Here is a 20,249-nt window from a genome sequence, read left to right as displayed (position 1 = left end):
GGGGCTGACCATGATGCAACCACAGATTAAACCCGTAGATGAACATTCTGCCGGGGATATCATTGCCCGCATTGGTAGCCTGACCCGTATGCTGCGTGACAGTCTGCGCGAACTGGGACTGGACCAGGCGATTGCCGAAGCGGCAGAAGCCATTCCTGATGCCCGTGACCGTCTGGACTATGTAGTACAGATGACCGCGCAGGCGGCTGAGCGCGCCCTGAACAGCGTTGAGGCTTCTCAGCCGCATCAGGACGAGATGGAGAAAGGGGCGAAGGCGCTGAGCAAGCGTTGGGACGAGTGGTTTGAAAACCCGATTGAGCTGTCTGACGCCCGCGAGCTGGTGACAGACACTCGAAAATACCTCGGCGATGTGCCCGGGCATACCAGTTTCACCAACGCACAGTTGCTTGACATCATGATGGCGCAGGACTTCCAGGATCTGACCGGTCAGGTGATTAAACGCATGATGGATGTGATTCAGGAGATTGAACGTCAGCTGCTGATGGTACTACTGGAAAATATTCCGGAGCAGAGTTCTCGACCCAAACGCGAAAGTGAAAGCCTGCTGAATGGTCCGCAGGTCGATGCGACCAAAGCGGGCGTTGTCGCCAGCCAGGACCAGGTGGACGACCTGCTGGATAGTTTAGGCTTTTGAGAACAATGGCCCTCAAGGGCCATTGAGAGTGATGACAAATCTCCTGTTGATACTGGGCGAGCAGATATCGCCCAGTAAAAAATAAGGAAAATCAATTCATTGATTTTCATCTGCTTACTACAAAGAAGGAGAAAACACGCTTTTTCCTTCTTTGTCAGCAGTCTGAATGGCCCGTCGGGGCCATTGTTCACTTTGCAGTTAACGGATATCCATTTTTACCGTGACGTTGCCTTCAAAATGGCCAGCATCGGGTTTATTACTGGTTGTGGCAACCGGTGCGGCGGTCATCTGGATATGACCATCGCCGTTGCCATCTAACACAATGGGGAAGTCCGCACTACCATCCAGCGGTATGCCATTATCATTGCTGTCATACATTCTTACGCCAATGTCGTCTCGTCCTATCATTTTAGCAATGAGTCCTGTGCCTGTATCGTTAACGCCCTGATCGGCGGATAGGGTCAGCTTTATTTTGTCGCTATTACTAACAGCGGTACTGTCGCAGTGGAATTTGATATCTACATCACGCAGCGTGAATCCTGAAGGAACGGCTCCAGGTGCAGTAAAATTAGAACTGGCCAGGGTTTCAAAATCGACATTGATCGTACTCCCTGCGTTTATCGTACAACTGAGCGGTGCGTTAATAGCGCCAGAGATGTACATTTCCGACGCGACACTGGCTTTGCTGAAGTTACACGACCCCGAGCCGTAAAAGATGCATACGCTGGTGGACATCAGTAGCTGATTCGGAATGGTTTCTATGCCGAATATCGGGTTAACGATATACAACGAGAGACTTATCTTGTTCCAGTTGAATAAACGCTTAGGATTGCCGGCTACAGGACTGTTTGCGCAAAGTGACTGCGTCGCTTCGCTATTATCGCCTTCGAACAGACTGGTTGTGGGCGACTGATTGGGATAGGTTTCGAGGAGATAAGCGGTACCTCCTCCCGAGACGGTATCGGAGAAGGCTGATATCTGGATATCTAAGTTGTTAGTGAGCTTGCCATATTTAGCCGTTCGGCCGGTAGGTAGTGGCGTGGTACGGTAACTGTAGATCTTCTCGGTGGTTGTACCTGTCACCCCAGGGCACGAACTGCACTGCGCTGCATGCGGATCCGAGGGAAATACAAAGCTTATTGTTGGCTGGATTCTATTCCCGGCGTAGTTATCCTCCGCGCTTAGGTCGTAATTGAGCGGGACATCGACTCTGCCCTTGGTGGGGAAGCAACCACTCAGATAGGTGGTTGCACCGAATGCCTGCAATACGGGAAGTAGCCCGCTCAACAAAATCAGTACGTGCAGACGATGTGGGGTGAAAAGCCAGGCCCATCGAAATTGCTTCATTTATCCTCCTTGCTTGCAAGCCGCCGTCATGCGCTTGATGTCGGCGGCATCCGTATTCTGGGGAATCTCTTCACTGGTTGTAATCGTTGCGATACACCTTTGCCGCTCCTGATTTCCCCATTTTGCCTTGAGCGTGACGGTACCGCTGAGTCCGGCGAGATAGACCACGCCCTGATCATCGGCAATGCCATTGAGCAGACCATCTTCTGAGGTCACCATCGTACCAAAGGGCAGCGGTTGTCCTGATGATTGCACCAGCGTAACCAGCGCGCGATAACCCCGACGAGCACTGAAATGCGCCACGACGGCGGCGTTTCGCGAAGGGACCACTGTTGATGAGGTATTACTGCTGTCGACATCATCTGGCAGCGTAGTGGTATCAATGTTGATGTGATTTTCTTGATAAGCCGAAATGGAAGGAATGATGGCATTGCCAAACATATCAGTATGGATCCCACGTTGATTCTGAAAACTGACTCCGGCTGCGCCGTCGGCATCGACTATCGCGAACTGGCTACCGAGGGGTTGCGATAGCGTAATGCCACGAGGATGCGCGACCAGTGCGCCATTCGCACCGTAGCTGAGCTGGCGCGAGCCATCTGACGCCGTGTAATAACCGGCATTGAGCCTGCCGTATTGGGCATACCAGGTGCCATATACGCTGCTGCTGTCCTGAGGATTCTGATTACTGTGGCTTTGCTGAAGCGAATAGCTCAGGCGGTTATCGGCCAGTAGCGAACCGTTCAGCCCTACGTTTTGCGTGGTTGCACCGTGCTGATTATTGTTAAGGCTGTAGGTTGCCCAGCTATCAGGTAGCCAGTGGCTTAGGGGAATCGTTAACCCTAAATAAAGCGAACGATCGTCCTCGCTATTGCTGGTCGTGTTCCAGGTGAGAGAGACGTTGTAGCTGATGCCCATCAGGCTGTAACTTGCACCTGCAGAAAGGGAGCTATCACGACGGCTATTATTCCAATAATTTTGCTGATAGCCGTTGATATAAATATTTCCGGCGCCCACGGGTTGGCTGATATTGAGTTGCAGCCGATTACGTTTATGATCCCGCGTTTCATCTGATGAATCTTTCGTCTGGTGTTGATTGGCTTCCGCAAAACTGTAATAACCTTCACTTGAGTATCGGTAGCCTGAAAGGGAAAAGTGCGTATTGGTTGGGTTGAAATCCCCTGTGTACAGGACTCGCCATGACTGCCCGCTGCTGATGTTACCTGAATCCAGAACGCTTCGTGCAGCTGTGACATCCGCGGAGATCGCCCCCCAGTTGCCGAGGCTAACGCCCATTCCCGCGTTGACAGCGTTATAGTCTTGTGCGGTAGTTAAACCGCCGATCGCCGTGAATGTATTATTGATTCCATAAATGACACTGCCCTGAGCAAATTCGGGTTCTTTGTCGTTGCTGCCATTGTCTGCCCGATAGCGGCCTGCAGTGGCTTCAAAACGCAGGCGAGAAGGGCGCTGCATTAGCGCAATGCTGGAAAAAGGCTGGATGGTGGTACGCACCGAGCCATCCGCTTCCTGTACGCTAAGTTCCAGATCGCCACTGTTGGTGGAGGCTGCCAGATCGTTGATTTCGAAAGCTCCAGGGGCGACGTTTTGTTGATAAATGGTGTAGCCATTTTGTTTGACGGTCACCACGGCATTGGAATAGGCCGTTCCGCGGAGCGTCGGTGCATAGCCTCTTTCGCTGTTTGGCAGCATCTCGTCATCAGAGGCGATGTTAATACCATTGAACTGCAGGCTATCGAAGACTTCTCCACGCGTGCTGCTCTGACCGGCGATAAACTGCGCTTTTAACGTTTGCACATCGTGTTGTATCCACGTGGCAATATTCTGCCAGCCCTGATTATCCGCGGCATTTGACCAGGTGCCATAGTTGCGCAGACGCCATTCCCCCAGATTCGCGCCGCTGCGAAGATTCAAATATTGATTACTGTGCTGTCCCTGAGTGTGTGCGAGATTATCCTGACCGCTAAACGCGTAATCAGCAAACAGCACCGGAACGCCCGCATCCCAGCGTGAGGGATCGACAGCGTTCGCATTCACTTTCTGAACCGCAATCTGGGGGATGCTGAGATGCAGATTCTGTAATTTAAAATCAAAAACAGCACTTGCAGCAGGAATATAAGTTCCCAGATCGTGTTTCAGGGGCTTATCGGCAGGCTCGGATGCCAGTATGGGGTAGTCGTCCACCTTGATTCCCCATTCGCGCAGCATTTTCGGGGTAAGCAGGGGAACCAGGCTTCCGTCTTCGGCGTTGACATAAGCCAGCGTTTTTTCCTGGATTTTTCTGTCGTTGAGCAGAATGTGTGAAGGATAGCTACCTGCGAGCTGAGCCTTCGGGTTGTCGAAAATCGCCAGATTGGTCGTCTGTGGTGTGTTTTCGCCACCTTCAAGGGAGTTGGGTTGAAAATAAAAATCGCGGGCATAGAGAACAGAACTACTCAAGAACAATAAACCACTCAGCCCGTGCAATAAGGGGGCAAAAGCGCGGCTGGAGGAATGGCTTAGTGGCTGAGCGCGGTTATTCATGGTTTCAACGACGTGGTAAATTTATCGGTCGTTCCGCCATAGTCGTTGATGCAGCGCCATGAAACACTCTGCGCTGCCGTTTTGGCATCGAATGTCAGTGAGACACTGCTTTTAGGGGCAACCATATCTGCTGTCCTTAGCTGTGTGTTTCCTACCAGTACAGAATCAAAAACGCTGTAAAACGCACTACTATTCTCGATTCGTAGTTGATTGCCTGATTGGCTATACCGAAGGTTTTGACACGCCTCTTCTGGCGTCCCGCTCAGACCCGAAGGACGGTAGAACAACTTAATTTGCGTCCTGTAGATAAGGTGGAGAGCGTTAGACTGTTCATCCTTACGGTCACGGGCAGGAATCATTCTGACAATCAGATAGTAAAGTGATTCTCTATCTGTTGTGGTAATCATTTCACTGCGCATGACTCGCAGGCTTTGTCCGGACTTCGGGTCTAAACGAAACAGTGGTGGTGTGATAATAAAAGGTGCCCGTGTTTTATTATCTGCATTCATAACCCATGACTGAACAAGCCAGGGCAATTCTTTTTCCGTATTGATAAGTGGGAGGGCTGCCTCTTTTTTATTGGCGTCATATACCACGCGTGTACGGCCCAGTTGAATGCCTTCTGCACTACTTCCCAGGGAAAAGAGGGAACTGGATGTCGTTAATAGAATAAGTAACAACGGTGCCTTCATTTTATTTTCTCAACGCATAGCGAAGATAACCTGCCACGGGGCAGGCTATCATCTGATAATTAAAGAGGCGACTTATCGATACAAAATATTGACTGTCATATCTGCATACGCATTTCCGGGTGTGATGGGCGTCGCATCATAGGATTCATAGCGGGCGACGAAATTTTGGGATATATCGGCTGATGTTGCTTGCAGTGGAATATACACCTGGCCATCCGCGCCGGTCAGGTTGAGGTTTGTTGTTGGTGCTGCTTCAGTGCTAACAGAGATGCCGACGCCAGTGGCACCGCCGGCCGTAAGTGCCAGAAGGTCATCGTGTCCGACGATGGTGATGCCTTTAAATGTTAACTGAATACGATCTAATCCTGTGGTTGCCACTGGGCAGCCAGCCAACGTAATGGTAAATGCGGCATCGTCGGATTTACCACCGTTACCGGTAAAAAAGCTGGGCGCGAAAGAACCAAGATATACGGTACTGTCTTTTCCGCTATCGCCCGTTATAGTACAACTTGGATCAACAATTTCACCGGTGAAGTGGATAGTACCTGCATTGTTCTCATCTGCCCTACTCCCCATAGAGGCGAGTGATAATAGCGAAGCTGCTATTAATAGTGGTGTTAAACGCATCGCAATCTCCATATGTTAACGTTCATATCCCGTCACTTTGTTATTAAGCAACACAGTGGGCTTGTTTGTTGACTCTGCCATCGTTTAATGGTTTTAGGTTACTTAAAATAATCCTTTTGATTGCGCGATGAAATGTGTTTTTTATATTTATAATGTCTATATATAAAGTGGGTTAAGTAAGATGGGGTTATAAAATAAAAACACTGAATTTAATGTGTTGATGTATTTTTTATTTGTAGAAATGAATGTGTTAACCTGTGTTTTTTATTTGTTTTGTATTGTTAGTGTCATGTGTCTTTTTGAGTTTTTATTTTTCTCTTTGAGGGTTTGTCAATCATTATGTTGTCCTCAGCGTCAAAAGATAGATTCCAGATTAAGACTAAATAAATTCTGAAAATACTCTGCTGAGAGGGGTAACAGTCAAAAAAGCGGGGAATCACCCCTTTGTTCTCCGCATTGCTTCGCGCGGGGAAGGGCACAATGAGCCCTATTGTAAATCATCACAGATGCGGGCCGTGGCAGACGAAAACGACAACGACGACAAAACAGAAGCCCCCACACCCCACCGACTTGAGAAAGCGCGGGAAGAGGGGCAGATCCCCCGTTCCAGAGAACTGACCTCACTGCTGATTTTGCTGGTGGGCGTCTGCATTATCTGGATTGGCGGTGAGTCGTTGGCCAGACGGTTATCGGGCATGTTGTCGGCAGGACTGCGTTTTGACCACAGCATGGTCAATGATCCTAATCTGATCCTCGGGCAAATTATTCTGCTGATTAAAGAAGCGATGATCGCGCTGCTGCCGCTGATTACAGGCGTGGTGCTGGTGGCGCTGATCTCGCCGGTCCTGCTCGGCGGTCTTGTTTTTAGCGGTAAATCGCTGCAACCCAAATTTTCCAAGCTCAATCCGTTGCCCGGCATCAAACGCATGTTTTCCGCGCAGACCGGGGCGGAACTGCTGAAGGCGATTCTGAAGTCCACGCTGGTGGGCAGCGTGACGGCACTCTACCTGTGGCATAACTGGCCGGAGATGATGCGCCTGATGGCGGAGTCACCGCGCGCGGCGATGGGCAATGCGCTGGATCTCGTTGGGCTGTGTGCGCTGCTGGTGGTGCTGGGGGTGATCCCGATGGTCGGATTCGACGTGATTTTCCAGATCATGAGCCATTTGAAAAAATTACGCATGTCACGCCAGGATATCCGTGACGAATTTAAACAGAATGAAGGCGACCCTCATGTGAAGGGGCGTATCCGGCAGATGCAGCGCCAGGCGGCGAGTCGACGCATGATGAGTGATGTCCCTAATGCCGATGTCATCGTCACCAACCCGACTCACTATTCGGTGGCGCTGCAATACGACGAAAATAAGATGAGCGCGCCGAAAGTCGTGGCGAAAGGGGCCGGACTTGTGGCCCTGCGCATTCGCGAGATCGGTGCCGAGAACAAAATTCCCACCCTTGAAGCGCCGCCGCTGGCGCGTGCGCTTTATCGCCATGCTGAGATTGGTCAGCAGATCCCCGGACAACTGTACGCCGCCGTCGCGGAAGTGCTGGCCTGGGTGTGGCAGCTTAAACGCTGGCGGCTCGCCGGTGGGGAACGTCCACCACAACCTGCAAATCTTCCAGTGCCTGAAGCCCTGGATTTTATGAACGAGAAGACTACCGATGGCTAATCTGGTTGCGATGCTGCGCCTGCCCAACAACATGAAAACCACGCAGTGGCAGATCCTTGCCGGGCCAATCCTCATTCTGCTGATCCTGTCGATGATGGTCCTGCCGTTGCCGGCGTTCATCCTTGACCTGCTGTTTACCTTTAACATCGCACTGTCGATTATGGTGCTGCTGGTGGCGATGTTCACCCAGCGCACGTTGGAGTTTGCCGCGTTTCCGACCATTCTGCTGTTCACTACGCTGCTGCGTCTGGCGCTGAACGTGGCTTCCACTCGTATTATTTTGATGGAAGGGCACACTGGCGCGGCGGCGGCGGGCAAGGTCGTTGAAGCGTTTGGTCACTTCCTGGTCGGCGGTAACTTTGCTATCGGCATCGTGGTGTTTGTTATTCTCGTCATCATCAACTTTATGGTTATCACCAAAGGTGCCGGGCGTATCGCTGAAGTGGGTGCGCGCTTCGTTCTTGACGGGATGCCGGGTAAACAGATGGCGATTGACGCCGACCTTAATGCCGGCCTTATCGGTGAAGATGAGGCGAAAAAGCGTCGTTCTGAAGTGACTCAGGAAGCCGACTTCTATGGCTCAATGGACGGTGCGAGTAAGTTCGTTCGTGGCGACGCCATCGCCGGTATTCTGATTATGGTGATTAACGTTGTGGGCGGTCTGCTGGTGGGGGTGCTGCAACATGGGATGAGCATGGGGCATGCTGCGGAAAGCTATACCCTGTTGACCATCGGTGATGGTCTGGTGGCGCAGATCCCCGCGCTGGTGATTTCAACCGCGGCGGGCGTCATCGTCACCCGCGTCAGTACCGATCAGGACGTCGGCGAGCAGATGGTCGGGCAACTGTTCAGTAATCCGAGCGTGATGTTGCTGAGCGCCGCGGTTCTGGGTCTGCTGGGCCTGGTGCCGGGCATGCCAAACCTGGTGTTCCTGATGTTTACCGCCGCGCTGCTGGGACTGGCCTGGTGGATCCGGGGACGTGAGCAGAAGGCGCCTGTCGAGCCACAACCGACTAAAGTTGCGGAAAACAACTCAGTGGTGGAAGCCACCTGGAACGATGTGCAACTGGAAGACTCACTCGGCATGGAAGTGGGCTATCGCCTGATCCCGATGGTCGATTTTCAGCAGGACGGTGAACTGCTGGGGCGTATCCGCAGTATCCGTAAAAAGTTTGCCCAGGACATGGGCTTTCTGCCGCCGGTGGTGCACATCCGCGACAACATGGATCTGCAACCTGCGCATTACCGCATCCTGATGAAAGGGGTGGAGATTGGCAGCGGCGACGCCTATCCGGGACGCTGGCTGGCGATAAACCCAGGCACGGCGGCTGGGACATTACCCGGCGAACAGACAGTGGATCCGGCCTTTGGTCTGGACGCTATCTGGATTGAAAGTGCCTTAAAAGAGCAGGCGCAGATTCAGGGCTTTACCGTGGTGGAGGCCAGTACCGTCGTCGCAACCCATCTGAACCATCTGATTGGTCAGTATGCGGCTGAACTGTTCGGTCGCCAGGAGGCGCAGCAGTTGCTGGATCGCGTGTCGCAGGAGATGCCGAAGCTGACCGAAGATTTAGTGCCGGGTGTGGTGACCCTGACCACGCTGCATAAAGTGTTGCAGAATCTGCTGGATGAAAAAGTGCCGATTCGCGATATGCGCACCATTCTGGAAACGCTGGCGGAACATGCGCCATTGCAGAGCGATCCGCATGAACTCACGGCGGTGGTTCGCGTGGCGCTGGGGCGCGCGATCACCCAGCAGTGGTTCCCGGGTAATCATGAAGTTAACGTGATTGGTCTCGACACCGCGCTCGAACGTCTGCTATTGCAGGCACTCCAGGGCGGTGGGGGACTGGAGCCGGGCCTCGCCGATCGACTATTGGCGCAAACTCAGGAGGCGCTGTCCCGCCAGGAAATGCTGGGTGCGCCGCCGGTGCTGCTGGTTAACCATGCGTTGCGTCCTCTGCTGTCGCGCTTCCTGCGCCGCAGCCTGCCGCAACTGGTGGTGCTGTCGAACATGGAGCTGTCCGATAACCGTAACATCCGCATGACGGCAACCATTGGAGGTAAATAATGCGCAAACTGCTTTGGCTGTTACTTTTCCCGCTGGTGGTACAGGCTGCCGGGGAAGGGGCGTGGCAGGCCAGTAGTATCGGCATAACCCTGAATCATCGCGGCGTGGCGGCCTCGTCGTCGCCGCTTTCATCCAGCCAGCCCGTCTCCGGTCTGATGACGCTGGTCGCCTGGCGATATGAACTGAATGGCCCGACGCCTGCCGGTTTACGCGTGCGCTTATGTTCACAATCACGCTGTGTAGAGATAGAAGGGCAGAGCGGCACCACGCAGGCATTTAACAACGTGCCTGCCGTTGAACCCCTGCGTTTCATCTGGGAAGTCCCCGGCGGTGGTCGCTTAATTCCCGCATTAAAAGTTCAGAGCAATCAGGTGATTGTGAACTATCGTTAACGGTTATTCTCCTCATCAGGCAGTACGCTAAACTGCTGCCTGACTCGCATTTTTGACCTTGCCTTTTGATTGAAAAGAAACGCTGTTTTATAAATCGGTGACGCGCGTTGCCGGTCTCTTTGCGTTTTTGCCATTTCACTCTCACCGGTGGCAAAAACGAAAAGGTATCCCACTTTGTAAGCTCTTACTGTAGCCGTGTAAGAACTCCTTTGGCGCAGCCAAACGGCCGGGAGTCCCCCAACCATTTGCAGGGTTAACGGCAATGAAAACACGTAAAATTGGATTGGTGAATTATTTCGCCTATGGTTCAGGCGATTTTCTGGGAGCAGGCACCACGGCGCTCACGGCAGCCTGGCTGCTCTATTTCTATACGACGTTCTGCGGGCTTTCTCCTATCGAAGCGACCTTCATCTTTGCGGCTGCAAGGGTGCTTGATGCTGTCGTCAGTCCGCTGATGGGCTTTTTGACCGATAACTTCGGTTCCACCTGGCTCGGTAAACGCTTTGGTCGGCGTAAGTTCTTTATCTTGCTGGGGATCCCATGTGTATTCAGCTATTCACTGATGTGGGTAGGGGACATGGGATTCTGGTATTACCTGCTGACCTATCTGCTGTTTGATATCGTCTATACCATGATTCTGGTGCCTTACGAAACGCTGGTGCCGGAGATGACCGATGATTTCAAACAGAAAACCAAGTTTTCCGGTGCGCGTATCGGAATGGCGCAAATGTCCGCCATTCTGGCCTCTTTCCTGCCCGGCATTTTGTTAACCGCCTTCGGCAAGGACAACCCCATCTCCTTCTTTTATGCAAGCCTGGTGTTCTCAGTGCTGTGCGCACTGATGCTGACTTTTGTCTGGTTCTTTACCTGGGAACGCCCGCGTGAAGAGTGGACGGAAGCGGCGCTGCGGGCGGAAGAAGAGAAAAAGAGCCTGACGTTCAGCCAGAGCATGAACCGCCTGTTCGTAGAGTTGAGTTCCACACTGCGGATTAAGATTTTCCGTCAACATCTGGGGATGTATCTCGGCGGTTACATCGCGCAGGACGTGTTCAACGCCGTCTTTACCTACTATGTGGTGTTTGTCCTGATGCAGGAAGCGTCAATGGCGTCGAATTTGCTCGGTACGATGGCGATTTTCCAGTTCATTGCGGTTATTGCCATGATCCCGTTGTGCATCCGTTTTGGGCCCGCGCCGTCCTATCGAATGGTCGTGGTGTTGTTCGGTCTGAGCTCGCTCTCTTACGCGGTGCTTTACTACGCGGGATTGAGCGACATCTACTCTCTGTTGCTGCTGGTTTCTGCGGTGGCGGGGCTGGGCCGCGGCGGTATCAACTACGTTCCGTGGAACACCTACACCTACATTGCGGATGTCGATGAAGTCATTACCGGTCAGCGCCGCGAAGGGATCTTCGCCGGGATCATGACCCTGACGCGTAAAGCGTCGCAGGCAGGGGCGGTGATGCTGGTTGGGATTGTCATGCAAATGTCGGGCTTTGTTTCAGGGCAGAGCACGCAGCCTGAAGCGGTCAGCCATACCATTCTGTTGATTCTCAGTTGCGGTACGCTGCTGGCGCTGGCCTGCGGCTTCCTGGTCTCCCTGCGCTTTAAACTGAATTTGCAGACCCACAGCACGCTGCGTGAAGAGACGGTGAAAATGCGCGAATCCGGTCGCACAATGCCGGAAAGTATTACCCCACAGGCACGCGCCACCGTCGAGATGCTTGCCGGGCTGCCGTATGAATCACTTTGGGGTAACAACAATATTGGTTACCTGAATCGTAATAAACCCGCGGCTCCTTCACTGAAGCAGGCTGCGATATGGAATTCGACTTATCACAGAGGGTAAAGATATGAAGGTTTGGCCTGTCAAACATAGCTCGTTACTGCGTCAGCCGGAACGGTTTATCTCACGGGAAGCGCTGAAAGCGTTAATTCAGACGGTGACGACCAATCTGGTGAACATTAAGGACGAGACGGGTCAATTTCTGCTGCGCCTTGACGACGGACGTGTGATAGACACCAAAGGCTGGGCAGGATGGGAATGGACGCACGGCGTTGGGCTGTACGGGATGTATCAGTACTACCAGCAGACCGGCGACGAAACGATACGCGACATCATCGACAACTGGTTTGCTGACCGTTTTGCTGAAGGGACCACCACCAAAAACGTCAACACGATGGCACCATTTTTGACTCTGGCGTATCGCTACGAGGAGACGCGTAATCCCGCTTATCTGCCGTGGCTTGACGCGTGGGCGGAATGGGCGATGTATGAGATGCCGCGCACCGATCACGGCGGTATGCAGCACATCACGCTGGCGGAAGAGAACCATCAGCAAATGTGGGATGACACCCTGATGATGACGGTGCTGCCACTGGCGAAAATCGGTAAGTTGCTTAAGCGTCCTGAATATGTGGAAGAGGCGACCTATCAGTTTTTGCTGCACGTACAGAATCTGATGGACCGGGAGACTGGTCTGTGGTTCCACGGCTGGAATTACGACGGGCATCATAACTTTGCCAGTGCCCGTTGGGCACGCGGCAATAGCTGGCTGACCATTGTGATCCCGGACTTCCTCGAACTGGTGGACCTGCCAGAAAATAACGCCGTGCGCCGCTATCTGGTACAGGTGCTGAATGCGCAGATTGCTGCGCTGGCGAACTGTCAGGATGAAAGCGGGTTGTGGCACACGCTGCTTGACGATCCGCACTCCTACCTGGAAGCCTCCGCTACCGCAGGATTTGCCTACGGAATTTTAAAAGCGGTGCGCAAGCGTTATGTCAGTGCGGACTATGCCGAGGTGGCGGAAAAAGCGATTCGTGGAATTGTGCGGAACATTTCACCGCAAGGGGAGTTGCTGCAAACGTCTTTCGGTACGGGCATGGGCCACGATCTCGACTTCTACCGGGCGATTCCGCGGACTTCCATGCCCTATGGCCAGGCGATGGCGATGCTGTGTCTGACGGAGTATTTGCGGAAGTATTTCTGATAGCCTGAAAAAACAGAACCCGGCATTTGCCGGGTTCTGTTTATCGCTTACATGCGTTCTACGGTTTCGATACCCAGAGTATCCAGACCGAGCTTCAACGTTTTCGCCGTCAGCAGCGCCAGTTTCAGGCGGCTGTTACGAACTTCTTCGTTTTCTGCGCTCAGGATTGGGCAGTGTTCGTAGAAGCCTGAGAACAGACCGGCGACGTCATACAGGTAGGCACACATTACGTGCGGCGTCCCTTCACGCGCAACAACGGTTAGCGTTTCTTCAAACTGCAGCAGACGGGCAGCCAGCTGCGCTTCGCGATCTTCGCTGAGCTGTACCTTCGCGTTCGCCAGATCATTTTCATCCAGACCGGATTTACGGAATACCGACAGCACACGAGTGTAGGCATACTGCATGTAAGGCGCGGTATTGCCTTCGAAGGCCAGCATGTTATCCCAGTCGAATATGTAGTCGGTGGTGCGGTTTTTGGACAAATCGGCGTATTTCACCGCGCCAATCCCGACGGCGTTGGCCAGTTTTTCCAGTTCGTCTGCCGGCATGTCCGGGTTCTTCTCGCTCACCAGACGACGGGCGCGTTCCAGCGCTTCGTCCAGCAGGTCTGCCAGTTTCACCGTACCGCCTGCGCGCGTTTTGAACGGCTTACCGTCTTTGCCCAGCATCATGCCGAACATGTGATGTTCCAGCGGCACGGCGTCAGGCACGTAACCGGCTTTACGCACGATGGTCCACGCTTGCATCAGGTGCTGGTGCTGACGGGAGTCGATGTAATAGAGCACGCGATCGGCATGCAATGTTTCATAACGGTACTTGGCGCAGGCAATATCGGTGGTAGTGTACAAATAGCCGCCATCTTTCTTCTGAATGATGACCCCCATCGGTTCGCCTTCCTTGTTTTTATACTCATCAAGGAATACGACGGTGGCGCCTTCGCTTTCGACGGCCAGACCCTTGGCTTTCAGATCGGCCACGATCCCCGGCAGCATCGGGTTGTACAGGCTTTCGCCCATCACATCGTCGCGGGTCAGGGTTACATTCAAACGGTCATAGGTGATCTGATTCTGGGACATGGTGATGTCGACCAGTTTGCGCCACATCTGCAGGAAGTATTCGTCGCCACCCTGCAGTTTTACCACGTAGCTACGGGCGCGCTCGGCGAAGGCTTCATCTTCGTCGTAATGTTTTTTGGCTTCACGATAGAAACCTTCGAGATCCGCCAGCGCCATTTCACCGGCGTTTTCCTGCTGCTGTTTTTCCAGATACGCGATCAGCATGCCGAACTGAGTGCCCCAGTCGCCGACGTGGTTGGCGCGAATAACGTGGTGGCCGAGGAACTCAAGGGTACGCACGGCGGCGTCACCGATAATGGTGGAGCGCAGGTGGCCGACGTGCATCTCTTTCGCCACGTTTGGCGCGGAGTAATCGACAACCACCGTCTGCTTCGCCGGTTTAGTCACGCCGAGACGATCGGAGGTCAACGCCTGTTCCACATGTTCCGCCAGGAATGCCGGGTCGAGGAAGATATTGATAAAGCCAGGGCCCGCGATTTCAACTTTGCTGGCGATACCGTTCAGATCCAGATGAGTCAGCACCTGCTCAGCCAGTTGTCGTGGAGCCATACCCAGTTTTTTAGCAACTGCCATCATGCCATTGGCCTGATAGTCGCCGAACTGTACTTTTGCTGACTGACGAACCTGCGGTTCGCAATCTGCAGGCGCGCCTGCAGCAATCATGGCCTGACTGACTTTTTCTGAGAGAAGAGCCTGAATATTCACCGGAATACCTTACGTTGATGAAGCGGGTTGATGTTTACCGCACCAGTTTAAGAATTAAGGGCGGGAGTATACTGCAAATGCCCCCCTGCGTCAGCACTGCGCAGCCGTAAGCGCGTACAGAAAATAAGCGTTAAAGGAGTGCATAAGCATGCATACCGCAAATCCTGCAATCTACGGTTGGTTGCGAGAGGTCAACGGAGTAAATTAGCGGCTTTGAACACCGATAAGAGCTCTTATTATGGCGAACTGGCAGACCATTGACGAACTGCATGATATTTCCGCAGATTTACCGCGATTCACTCAGGCGTTCACAGAACTTTCCACTCGCCTCGGTCTGGATGTTGCACCGCTTGAGGCCGATCACATTTCTCTGCGTTGTCATCAGAACGCCACTGCTGAACGCTGGCGTCGAGGATTTGAACAATGCGGCGAGCTGCTGTCGGAAAATACCATCAACGGGCGACCAATTTGTCTGTTCAAACTGCATGAGCCGGTGTGCGTCGCGCACTGGCGCTTGAGCATTGTGGAACTGCCGTGGCCCGGGGAAAAGCGGTATCCTCATGAAGGATGGGAACACATTGAGATTGTCCTGCCTGGCGCTCCTGAAACCCTGAATGCCCGCGCATTAGCGCTGCTTTCGGATGACGGACTGAGCCAGCCGGGCATTTTTGTGAAAACCAGTTCACCGAAAGGGGAACACGAACGTCTGCCGAACCCGACGCTGGCGGTCACTGACGGGAAGGTCACCGTCAAATTCCACCCGTGGTCGATTGAGGCAATCGTCGCTAGCGAACAGCAACAGGAGTGAATATGACATTGCTGGAAATCTGTTGTTACAGCATGGAGTGCGCGCTTACGGCGCAGCAAAACGGTGCGGACCGCATTGAACTGTGCGCCGCGCCAAAAGAAGGGGGCTTAACGCCATCACTGGGCGTGCTGCGCTCGGTTCGTCAGGCGGTGACGATTCCGGTACATCCGATCATTCGGCCGCGCGGTGGAGATTTTTGTTATACCGACGGTGAGTTCGCGGCGATGCTGGACGATGTACGGACCGTGCGTGAACTGGGGTTTCCCGGACTGGTGACAGGCATTCTTGATCCTGACGGTCATGTCGACATGCCACGTATGCGGCAGATTATGGACGCGGCAGGTCCTCTGGCTGTGACCTTTCACCGCGCGTTCGATATGTGTGCTAATCCGTTAAATGCACTACATAATCTTGCGGAACTGGGTGTCGCCAGAGTGCTGACGTCGGGGCAGAAATCCGATGCAGTGCAAGGTTTAGCAAATATTATTGAACTTATTGCTCACCCCGGTGCTCCAATCATTATGGCCGGAGCGGGGGTTCGCGCAGAAAATCTGCCGCGTTTCCTGGATGCCGGAGTACGGGAAGTACACAGCTCCGCCGGAACCTTGCTGGTTTCACCTATGCGCTATCGCAATCAGGGTCTGTCAATGTCGACAGATAAGCAAGCGGATGAATATTCCCGCTATGCGGTAGACGGCAAGTCGGTTGCTGAAATGAAAGGAATCATTGTTCGCCATCAGGCCAAATGATTTTACCGTTGCATCATGTCGCCCAATATGATGCTTGCTCGTACCAGGCCCCTGCCCATTCAACAGGGGCCTTTTTTTACGCTAAATTTCGCTGATGAATGAAACCATAGGCCGGAGGCGCTTCGCTTATCCGGCTTACGACCCATGACATCACGGCTTACGCGCAATTAATACGGCACGTAATGGGGCGGGGTAGCCTTCGACCGTTTTGCTGTGATCGTTCGGATCGAGGAAATCGGCCAGCGATTCGGTGACCATCCATTCGGTACGGCGCTGCTCTTCGGTCGTCGTCACGCAGACATCCGCGATGCGAACATCAACGAAGCCACATTTTTCCAGCCAGTTTTTCAGCGCCAGCGCGGAAGGGATGAAATAGACGTTGCGCATCTGCGCGTAGCGATCGCCCGGCACCAGCACAGTATTTTCATCGCCTTCCACCACCAGCGTTTCCAGCACCAGTTCGCCGTCTTTCAGCAGTTGATCTTTCAACTGCCAGAGATGCTCCAGCGGGGAGCGGCGATGGTAAAGCACGCCCATCGAAAAGACGGTATCAAACGCATTCAGCGCCGGAAGTTGTTCTATACCCAGCGGCAGCAGATGCGCACGCTGATCGTTTCCCAGCAGCTTTCGCACCGCTTCAAACTGGCACAGGAACAGTTGCGTCGGGTCAATACCAACAGCCAGATGCGCACCCGCGCCAATCATGCGCCACATATGGTAGCCGCTGCCGCAACCCACATCCAGAATCGTGCGACCGGTCAGATCCGACAGATGCGGCAGTACGCGATCCCATTTCCAGTCAGAACGCCATTCAGTATCAATGTTCACGCCATACAGCGAGTATGGCCCTTTACGCCATGGCATCAGATTTCGCATCAGGGTGTCGATACGCTTGATCTGCCCCGGGCTCAGCGGCGCTTCACTTTCCGCCGTCACGCTGTGTAATAAATCCAGACGGTACGGCGTCAGTTCCGGCAGAAATTCCACCGCGTTTGACCACTGCTTAAACAGACCGTGCTGATCGCGCTGCCAGGCGGCAATCTGCGCGGGCAGCGTTTCCAGCCAGTGGGCAAGATGATTTTTGGCAATCAGCTGATAGAAGTTACCAAAGTCGATCATGCGCTTGCCTCAGCTTTCAATGCCACCAGTGAGCCAAAGTTAAAGCACTGGAACCACAGTTCGCTGTGCTCAAAACCGGCCTGACGCAGGCGGGCTTTATGGGTTTCAACTGAATCGGTCAGCATCACGTTTTCCAGCATGCTGCGCTTCTGGCTGATTTCCAGTTCGCTGTAGCCGTTGGCTCGCTTGAAGTCGTGGTGCATGTTGAACAGCAGTTCGCCCACTTTCGCATCTTCGAAGCTGAATTTTTCCGACAGCACCAGCGCGCCGCCCGGATTCAGCCCCTGATAAATCTTATCCAACAACGCCTGGCGCTCCGGCGGCTCAAGGAATTGCAGGGTAAAATTCAGTACCACCATTGAGGCGTTCTCAATGGTGATGGCGCGGATGTCGCCTTCCACAACCTCAACTGGCGTGGGTGCCTTGTAAGCATCGATATGACGGCGGCAGCGTTCGATCATCGCCGGGGAGTTATCAACGGCGATAATTTTGCAGTTTTCATGATGGATATTGCGACGCACCGAGAGCGTCGCCGCACCCAGCGAACAACCCAGATCGTAGACCTGCGTATCCGGCTGCACAAAGCGCTCGGCAAGCATGCCAATCATCGAAATAATATTGGAATAGCCGGGAACAGAACGCTGGATCATATCCGGGAAGACTTCGGCTACCCGTTCATCGAAGGTCCAGTCGCCCAGGCTGGCGATGGGCGCAGAAAAAAGCGTGTCGCGGTGAGACATAACGTAAAAATCCGGGAAAAATAAAGTGGCGTATTGTGCGCTAATGCAGGGAGAAAACCAACTCCCACGGCATATACCAAAGGTTCGCCAGCACCATCAGTAACAATGCACACCAGGTGGCGCTCATGCCGGAGCGACGCCAGCGGAACAGACGGTGATGGAAACCGTAATAATGCATCAGCCGACCCACGAGCAGAATAATGCCGCAAATATGCACCATCCAGGTTTCTGCGCCGTTCATTTCCATAAACAGCAGCAGCACTAACGCGACGGGAATATATTCCACCGCATTACCATGAATGCGGATGGCTGTCTGGAGTTCACTGAAGCCGCCGTCACCATAGGCAACGCGGTATTGCATCCGCAGGCGGACAACGTCAAAAGAAAACTTCATCAACAACAACGCACCCAAAACGGCATACAGCGCGCTTACCATACAAACTCCCTTTAAAATGGCTGATGGCACTGTCTATGATAGGTGGCAATTTCAGAAAAGAGAAGATTGCTGTGGAATGGACGGAGCAGTTCCGATATCCGGTAAAACATCTCGCAAGTCCTGCCACAGGGTATCGACCAGTTCCGGAGCCTGCGCGATATCCGGGGTATGCAAAAAGAGATACGGTGTGGTGGCCTGTTCCCAGAGCGGTAATTTTTTTAGCCAGTCGGCAAAGAACGCCCGGTTTTGTCGCATATCATCGCTGCCGATAAAGCGCACCAGCGGATGGTTCGCGGTCACTACTGCATGTACCGGCAGTTTCGGCTTCTTGCGCTGGGCGTCGCGGATGGCTTCATTATGCGCATGGGCCGCGTGTACCGGACGACTGTCGAGGATAACCCGATTCACTCCGCGCTGATGCAATCCGCTATTAAGCTGCTGTTCAGCGTCACCTTTAGCGAAAAATTCAGGATGACGGACTTCGACGCCGTAGGTAAACGTCCGTGGCAGGGCATCGAGAAAATGCCAGAGCGCCGGGAGATCGCGGGGGCCAAAGGTGGCGGGCAATTGCAGCCAGTACTGACCGATGCGGCTTTCCAGCGGCGACATTCGGGTCAGGAATTCGTGCTGCAGATCATCGCAATTGCGCAGGGCCGCCTGATGGGAAATGGTCGCAGGGAATTTAAAACAGAAACGAAATGCATCCGTCGTTTGTGCGTGCCAGCGTGCCACAATCTCCGCTTTTGGCAGCGCATACAGCGTGGTGTTGCCTTCCACACAGTTAAAGTGGCGGGCATACTCTTCAAGACCGGTGATGCCAAGACGCACCCATTTTGGGTGCGACCATTGCGGCAGACCAATGTAGATCATAAGGCGTTGACGATCTCTTCTGTGCTGCGCACCCGCGCAATACGAGGGAAGATGTGCGTCAGGCTGTTCTGATGCTGGTCGGCGCTGGCGGCGCTACAGGCATCTTCGGCAATCACCAGGCTAAAACCCAGCTCCCAGGCGTTACGCGCGGTGGACTCGACGCCGATATTGGTCGAAATCCCGCACAGTACGATGGTGTCGATACCGCGGCGGCGTAACTGAAGCTCGAGATCCGTGCCATAGAATGCACCCCACTGGCGCTTGGTCACTTCCAGATCGCTGTCGTCTTTGCCCAGCGCAGGCGGATAGGTCCACCAGTTTTCCGGCAGCGCATGGGCCGGTGCCTGTGCATCTACGGGTTGTTTGAGCGCTTCGGCGTAATCATCAGACCAGCCCACGCGGACCATTACCACCGGGGAGCCGTTAGCACGAAACGTCTGTGCCAGTCGGGCAGCGCGCGCCACCACGTCATTGGCAGAATGAGGGCCGCCGGCGAAGGGCAGGATCCCTTCCTGCAGGTCGATAATGACCAGGGCGGTCGTTTTTGCGTTCAGTTGTAACATGATAACTCCCGTCAAGAATCGAAATTCCGTTACACCTTAATCGCGATTGGGTGTGTAACGAGCGACAATTTTTGTTATTTTTTGTGAGAATACGCAATGCCCGTCCAGGAAACAGGCGTACAGTCAGTACCGGGCTTATCGTGCGGCGGAATTTCCAGTATAATAGCCGCCTTTTTTCATTCAGTTGTGACATAC

General features: G+C 53.5%; 18 protein-coding genes. 8 read left to right on the top strand and 10 right to left on the bottom strand.

Going from position 1 to position 20,249, the window contains the following annotated elements; genetic code table 11:
* The first annotated feature begins 10 nt into the window (after window positions 1–10).
* Complete coding sequence (gene cheZ, locus HVZ37_RS12805; protein ID WP_043000339.1) at window positions 11–655, top strand: protein phosphatase CheZ; 645 nt, start codon at window positions 11–13, stop codon at window positions 653–655.
* 198 nt (window positions 656–853) lie between these two features.
* Here cheZ and HVZ37_RS12800 read toward each other — a convergent pair whose 3' ends face one another.
* The 4 genes from HVZ37_RS12800 to HVZ37_RS12785 form a co-directional block, all read right to left on the bottom strand.
* The gene (locus HVZ37_RS12800; RefSeq protein ID WP_054176300.1) at window positions 854–2,002 is read right to left on the bottom strand and encodes a fimbrial protein; all 1,149 of its coding nucleotides are present in this window, start codon (window positions 2,000–2,002) and stop codon (window positions 854–856) included.
* Window positions 2,003–4,462: a fimbria/pilus outer membrane usher protein gene (locus HVZ37_RS12795; RefSeq protein WP_249418363.1), complete on the bottom strand. Its 2,460-nt coding sequence runs from the start codon at window positions 4,460–4,462 to the stop codon at window positions 2,003–2,005. It lies immediately after the preceding gene.
* Between the two features lie 80 nt (window positions 4,463–4,542).
* Window positions 4,543–5,238: a molecular chaperone gene (locus HVZ37_RS12790; protein ID WP_052517379.1), complete on the bottom strand. Its 696-nt coding sequence runs from the start codon at window positions 5,236–5,238 to the stop codon at window positions 4,543–4,545.
* Between the two features lie 72 nt (window positions 5,239–5,310).
* Window positions 5,311–5,865, bottom strand: a complete 555-nt coding sequence (locus tag HVZ37_RS12785; RefSeq protein WP_044264788.1) for a fimbrial protein — start codon at window positions 5,863–5,865, stop codon at window positions 5,311–5,313.
* A gap of 515 nt (window positions 5,866–6,380) precedes the next feature.
* Here HVZ37_RS12785 and flhB point away from each other — a divergent pair.
* From flhB to HVZ37_RS12760, 5 genes are all read left to right on the top strand, one after another.
* Window positions 6,381–7,535 carry a flagellar biosynthesis protein FlhB gene (gene flhB / locus HVZ37_RS12780; protein ID WP_130097192.1) on the top strand — a complete coding sequence of 385 codons (1,155 nt, stop codon included), beginning with the start codon at window positions 6,381–6,383 and terminating at the stop codon, window positions 7,533–7,535.
* Window positions 7,528–9,606: a flagellar biosynthesis protein FlhA gene (gene flhA / locus HVZ37_RS12775; protein WP_043000345.1), complete on the top strand. Its 2,079-nt coding sequence runs from the start codon at window positions 7,528–7,530 to the stop codon at window positions 9,604–9,606. The genes flhB and flhA overlap by 8 nt, the downstream gene beginning before the upstream one ends.
* The gene (flhe, locus tag HVZ37_RS12770) at window positions 9,606–9,998 is read left to right on the top strand and encodes a flagellar protein FlhE (RefSeq protein WP_043000346.1); all 393 of its coding nucleotides are present in this window, start codon (window positions 9,606–9,608) and stop codon (window positions 9,996–9,998) included. Before flhA ends, flhe begins: the two co-directional genes overlap by 1 nt.
* 262 nt (window positions 9,999–10,260) lie before the next feature.
* Window positions 10,261–11,844, top strand: coding sequence for an MFS transporter (locus HVZ37_RS12765; RefSeq protein ID WP_181627574.1), 1,584 nt, complete (start codon window positions 10,261–10,263; stop codon window positions 11,842–11,844).
* A 4-nt stretch (window positions 11,845–11,848) separates the two neighbouring features.
* A complete protein-coding gene (locus HVZ37_RS12760; RefSeq protein WP_099433108.1) occupies window positions 11,849–12,988 on the top strand; it encodes a glycoside hydrolase family 105 protein in 1,140 nt (379 codons plus the stop codon).
* 47 nt (window positions 12,989–13,035) lie between these two features.
* Here HVZ37_RS12760 and argS read toward each other — a convergent pair whose 3' ends face one another.
* Window positions 13,036–14,769, bottom strand: a complete 1,734-nt coding sequence (gene argS / locus HVZ37_RS12755) for an arginine--tRNA ligase (RefSeq protein WP_044257623.1) — start codon at window positions 14,767–14,769, stop codon at window positions 13,036–13,038.
* A 238-nt stretch (window positions 14,770–15,007) separates the two neighbouring features.
* On the opposite strand from argS, the gene HVZ37_RS12750 reads away from it, so the two are divergent.
* Both HVZ37_RS12750 and cutC read left to right on the top strand, forming a co-directional pair.
* Complete coding sequence (locus tag HVZ37_RS12750) at window positions 15,008–15,577, top strand: VOC family protein (protein ID WP_044257624.1); 570 nt, start codon at window positions 15,008–15,010, stop codon at window positions 15,575–15,577.
* A 2-nt stretch (window positions 15,578–15,579) separates the two neighbouring features.
* Window positions 15,580–16,326, top strand: coding sequence for a copper homeostasis protein CutC (cutC, locus tag HVZ37_RS12745; protein WP_043000351.1), 747 nt, complete (start codon window positions 15,580–15,582; stop codon window positions 16,324–16,326).
* A 150-nt stretch (window positions 16,327–16,476) separates the two neighbouring features.
* Here the strand turns inward: cutC and cmoB are convergent, their stop codons facing one another.
* The 5 genes from cmoB to HVZ37_RS12720 are packed head-to-tail and all read right to left on the bottom strand — an operon-like array spanning window position 16,477 to window position 20,054.
* Window positions 16,477–17,445, bottom strand: a complete 969-nt coding sequence (gene cmoB, locus HVZ37_RS12740) for a tRNA 5-methoxyuridine(34)/uridine 5-oxyacetic acid(34) synthase CmoB (protein WP_044257625.1) — start codon at window positions 17,443–17,445, stop codon at window positions 16,477–16,479.
* The gene (gene cmoA, locus HVZ37_RS12735; protein WP_043000353.1) at window positions 17,442–18,185 is read right to left on the bottom strand and encodes a carboxy-S-adenosyl-L-methionine synthase CmoA; all 744 of its coding nucleotides are present in this window, start codon (window positions 18,183–18,185) and stop codon (window positions 17,442–17,444) included. The genes cmoB and cmoA overlap by 4 nt, the downstream gene beginning before the upstream one ends.
* Window positions 18,186–18,225: 40 nt before the next feature.
* Window positions 18,226–18,621 (bottom strand): MAPEG family protein, encoded by a 396-nt coding sequence (locus tag HVZ37_RS12730; protein ID WP_042318401.1) that lies wholly within the window; start codon window positions 18,619–18,621, stop codon window positions 18,226–18,228.
* A 51-nt stretch (window positions 18,622–18,672) separates the two neighbouring features.
* Window positions 18,673–19,491, bottom strand: a complete 819-nt coding sequence (locus HVZ37_RS12725; RefSeq protein WP_181627573.1) for a DUF72 domain-containing protein — start codon at window positions 19,489–19,491, stop codon at window positions 18,673–18,675.
* Entirely contained in the window at window positions 19,488–20,054 is a 567-nt protein-coding gene (locus HVZ37_RS12720; protein ID WP_090049244.1) for a hydrolase, read from the bottom strand. The genes HVZ37_RS12725 and HVZ37_RS12720 overlap by 4 nt, the downstream gene beginning before the upstream one ends.
* Window positions 20,055–20,249: the final 195 nt, after the last annotated feature.

Origin of the sequence: Citrobacter sp. RHB35-C17, assembly GCF_013816795.1 — a bacterium.
GTDB classification, from domain to species: Bacteria; Pseudomonadota; Gammaproteobacteria; order Enterobacterales; family Enterobacteriaceae; genus Citrobacter_A; species Citrobacter_A amalonaticus.
Note: the sequence above shows the minus strand (reverse complement) of the source record. Positions and strands in the feature narration are given on the sequence as shown.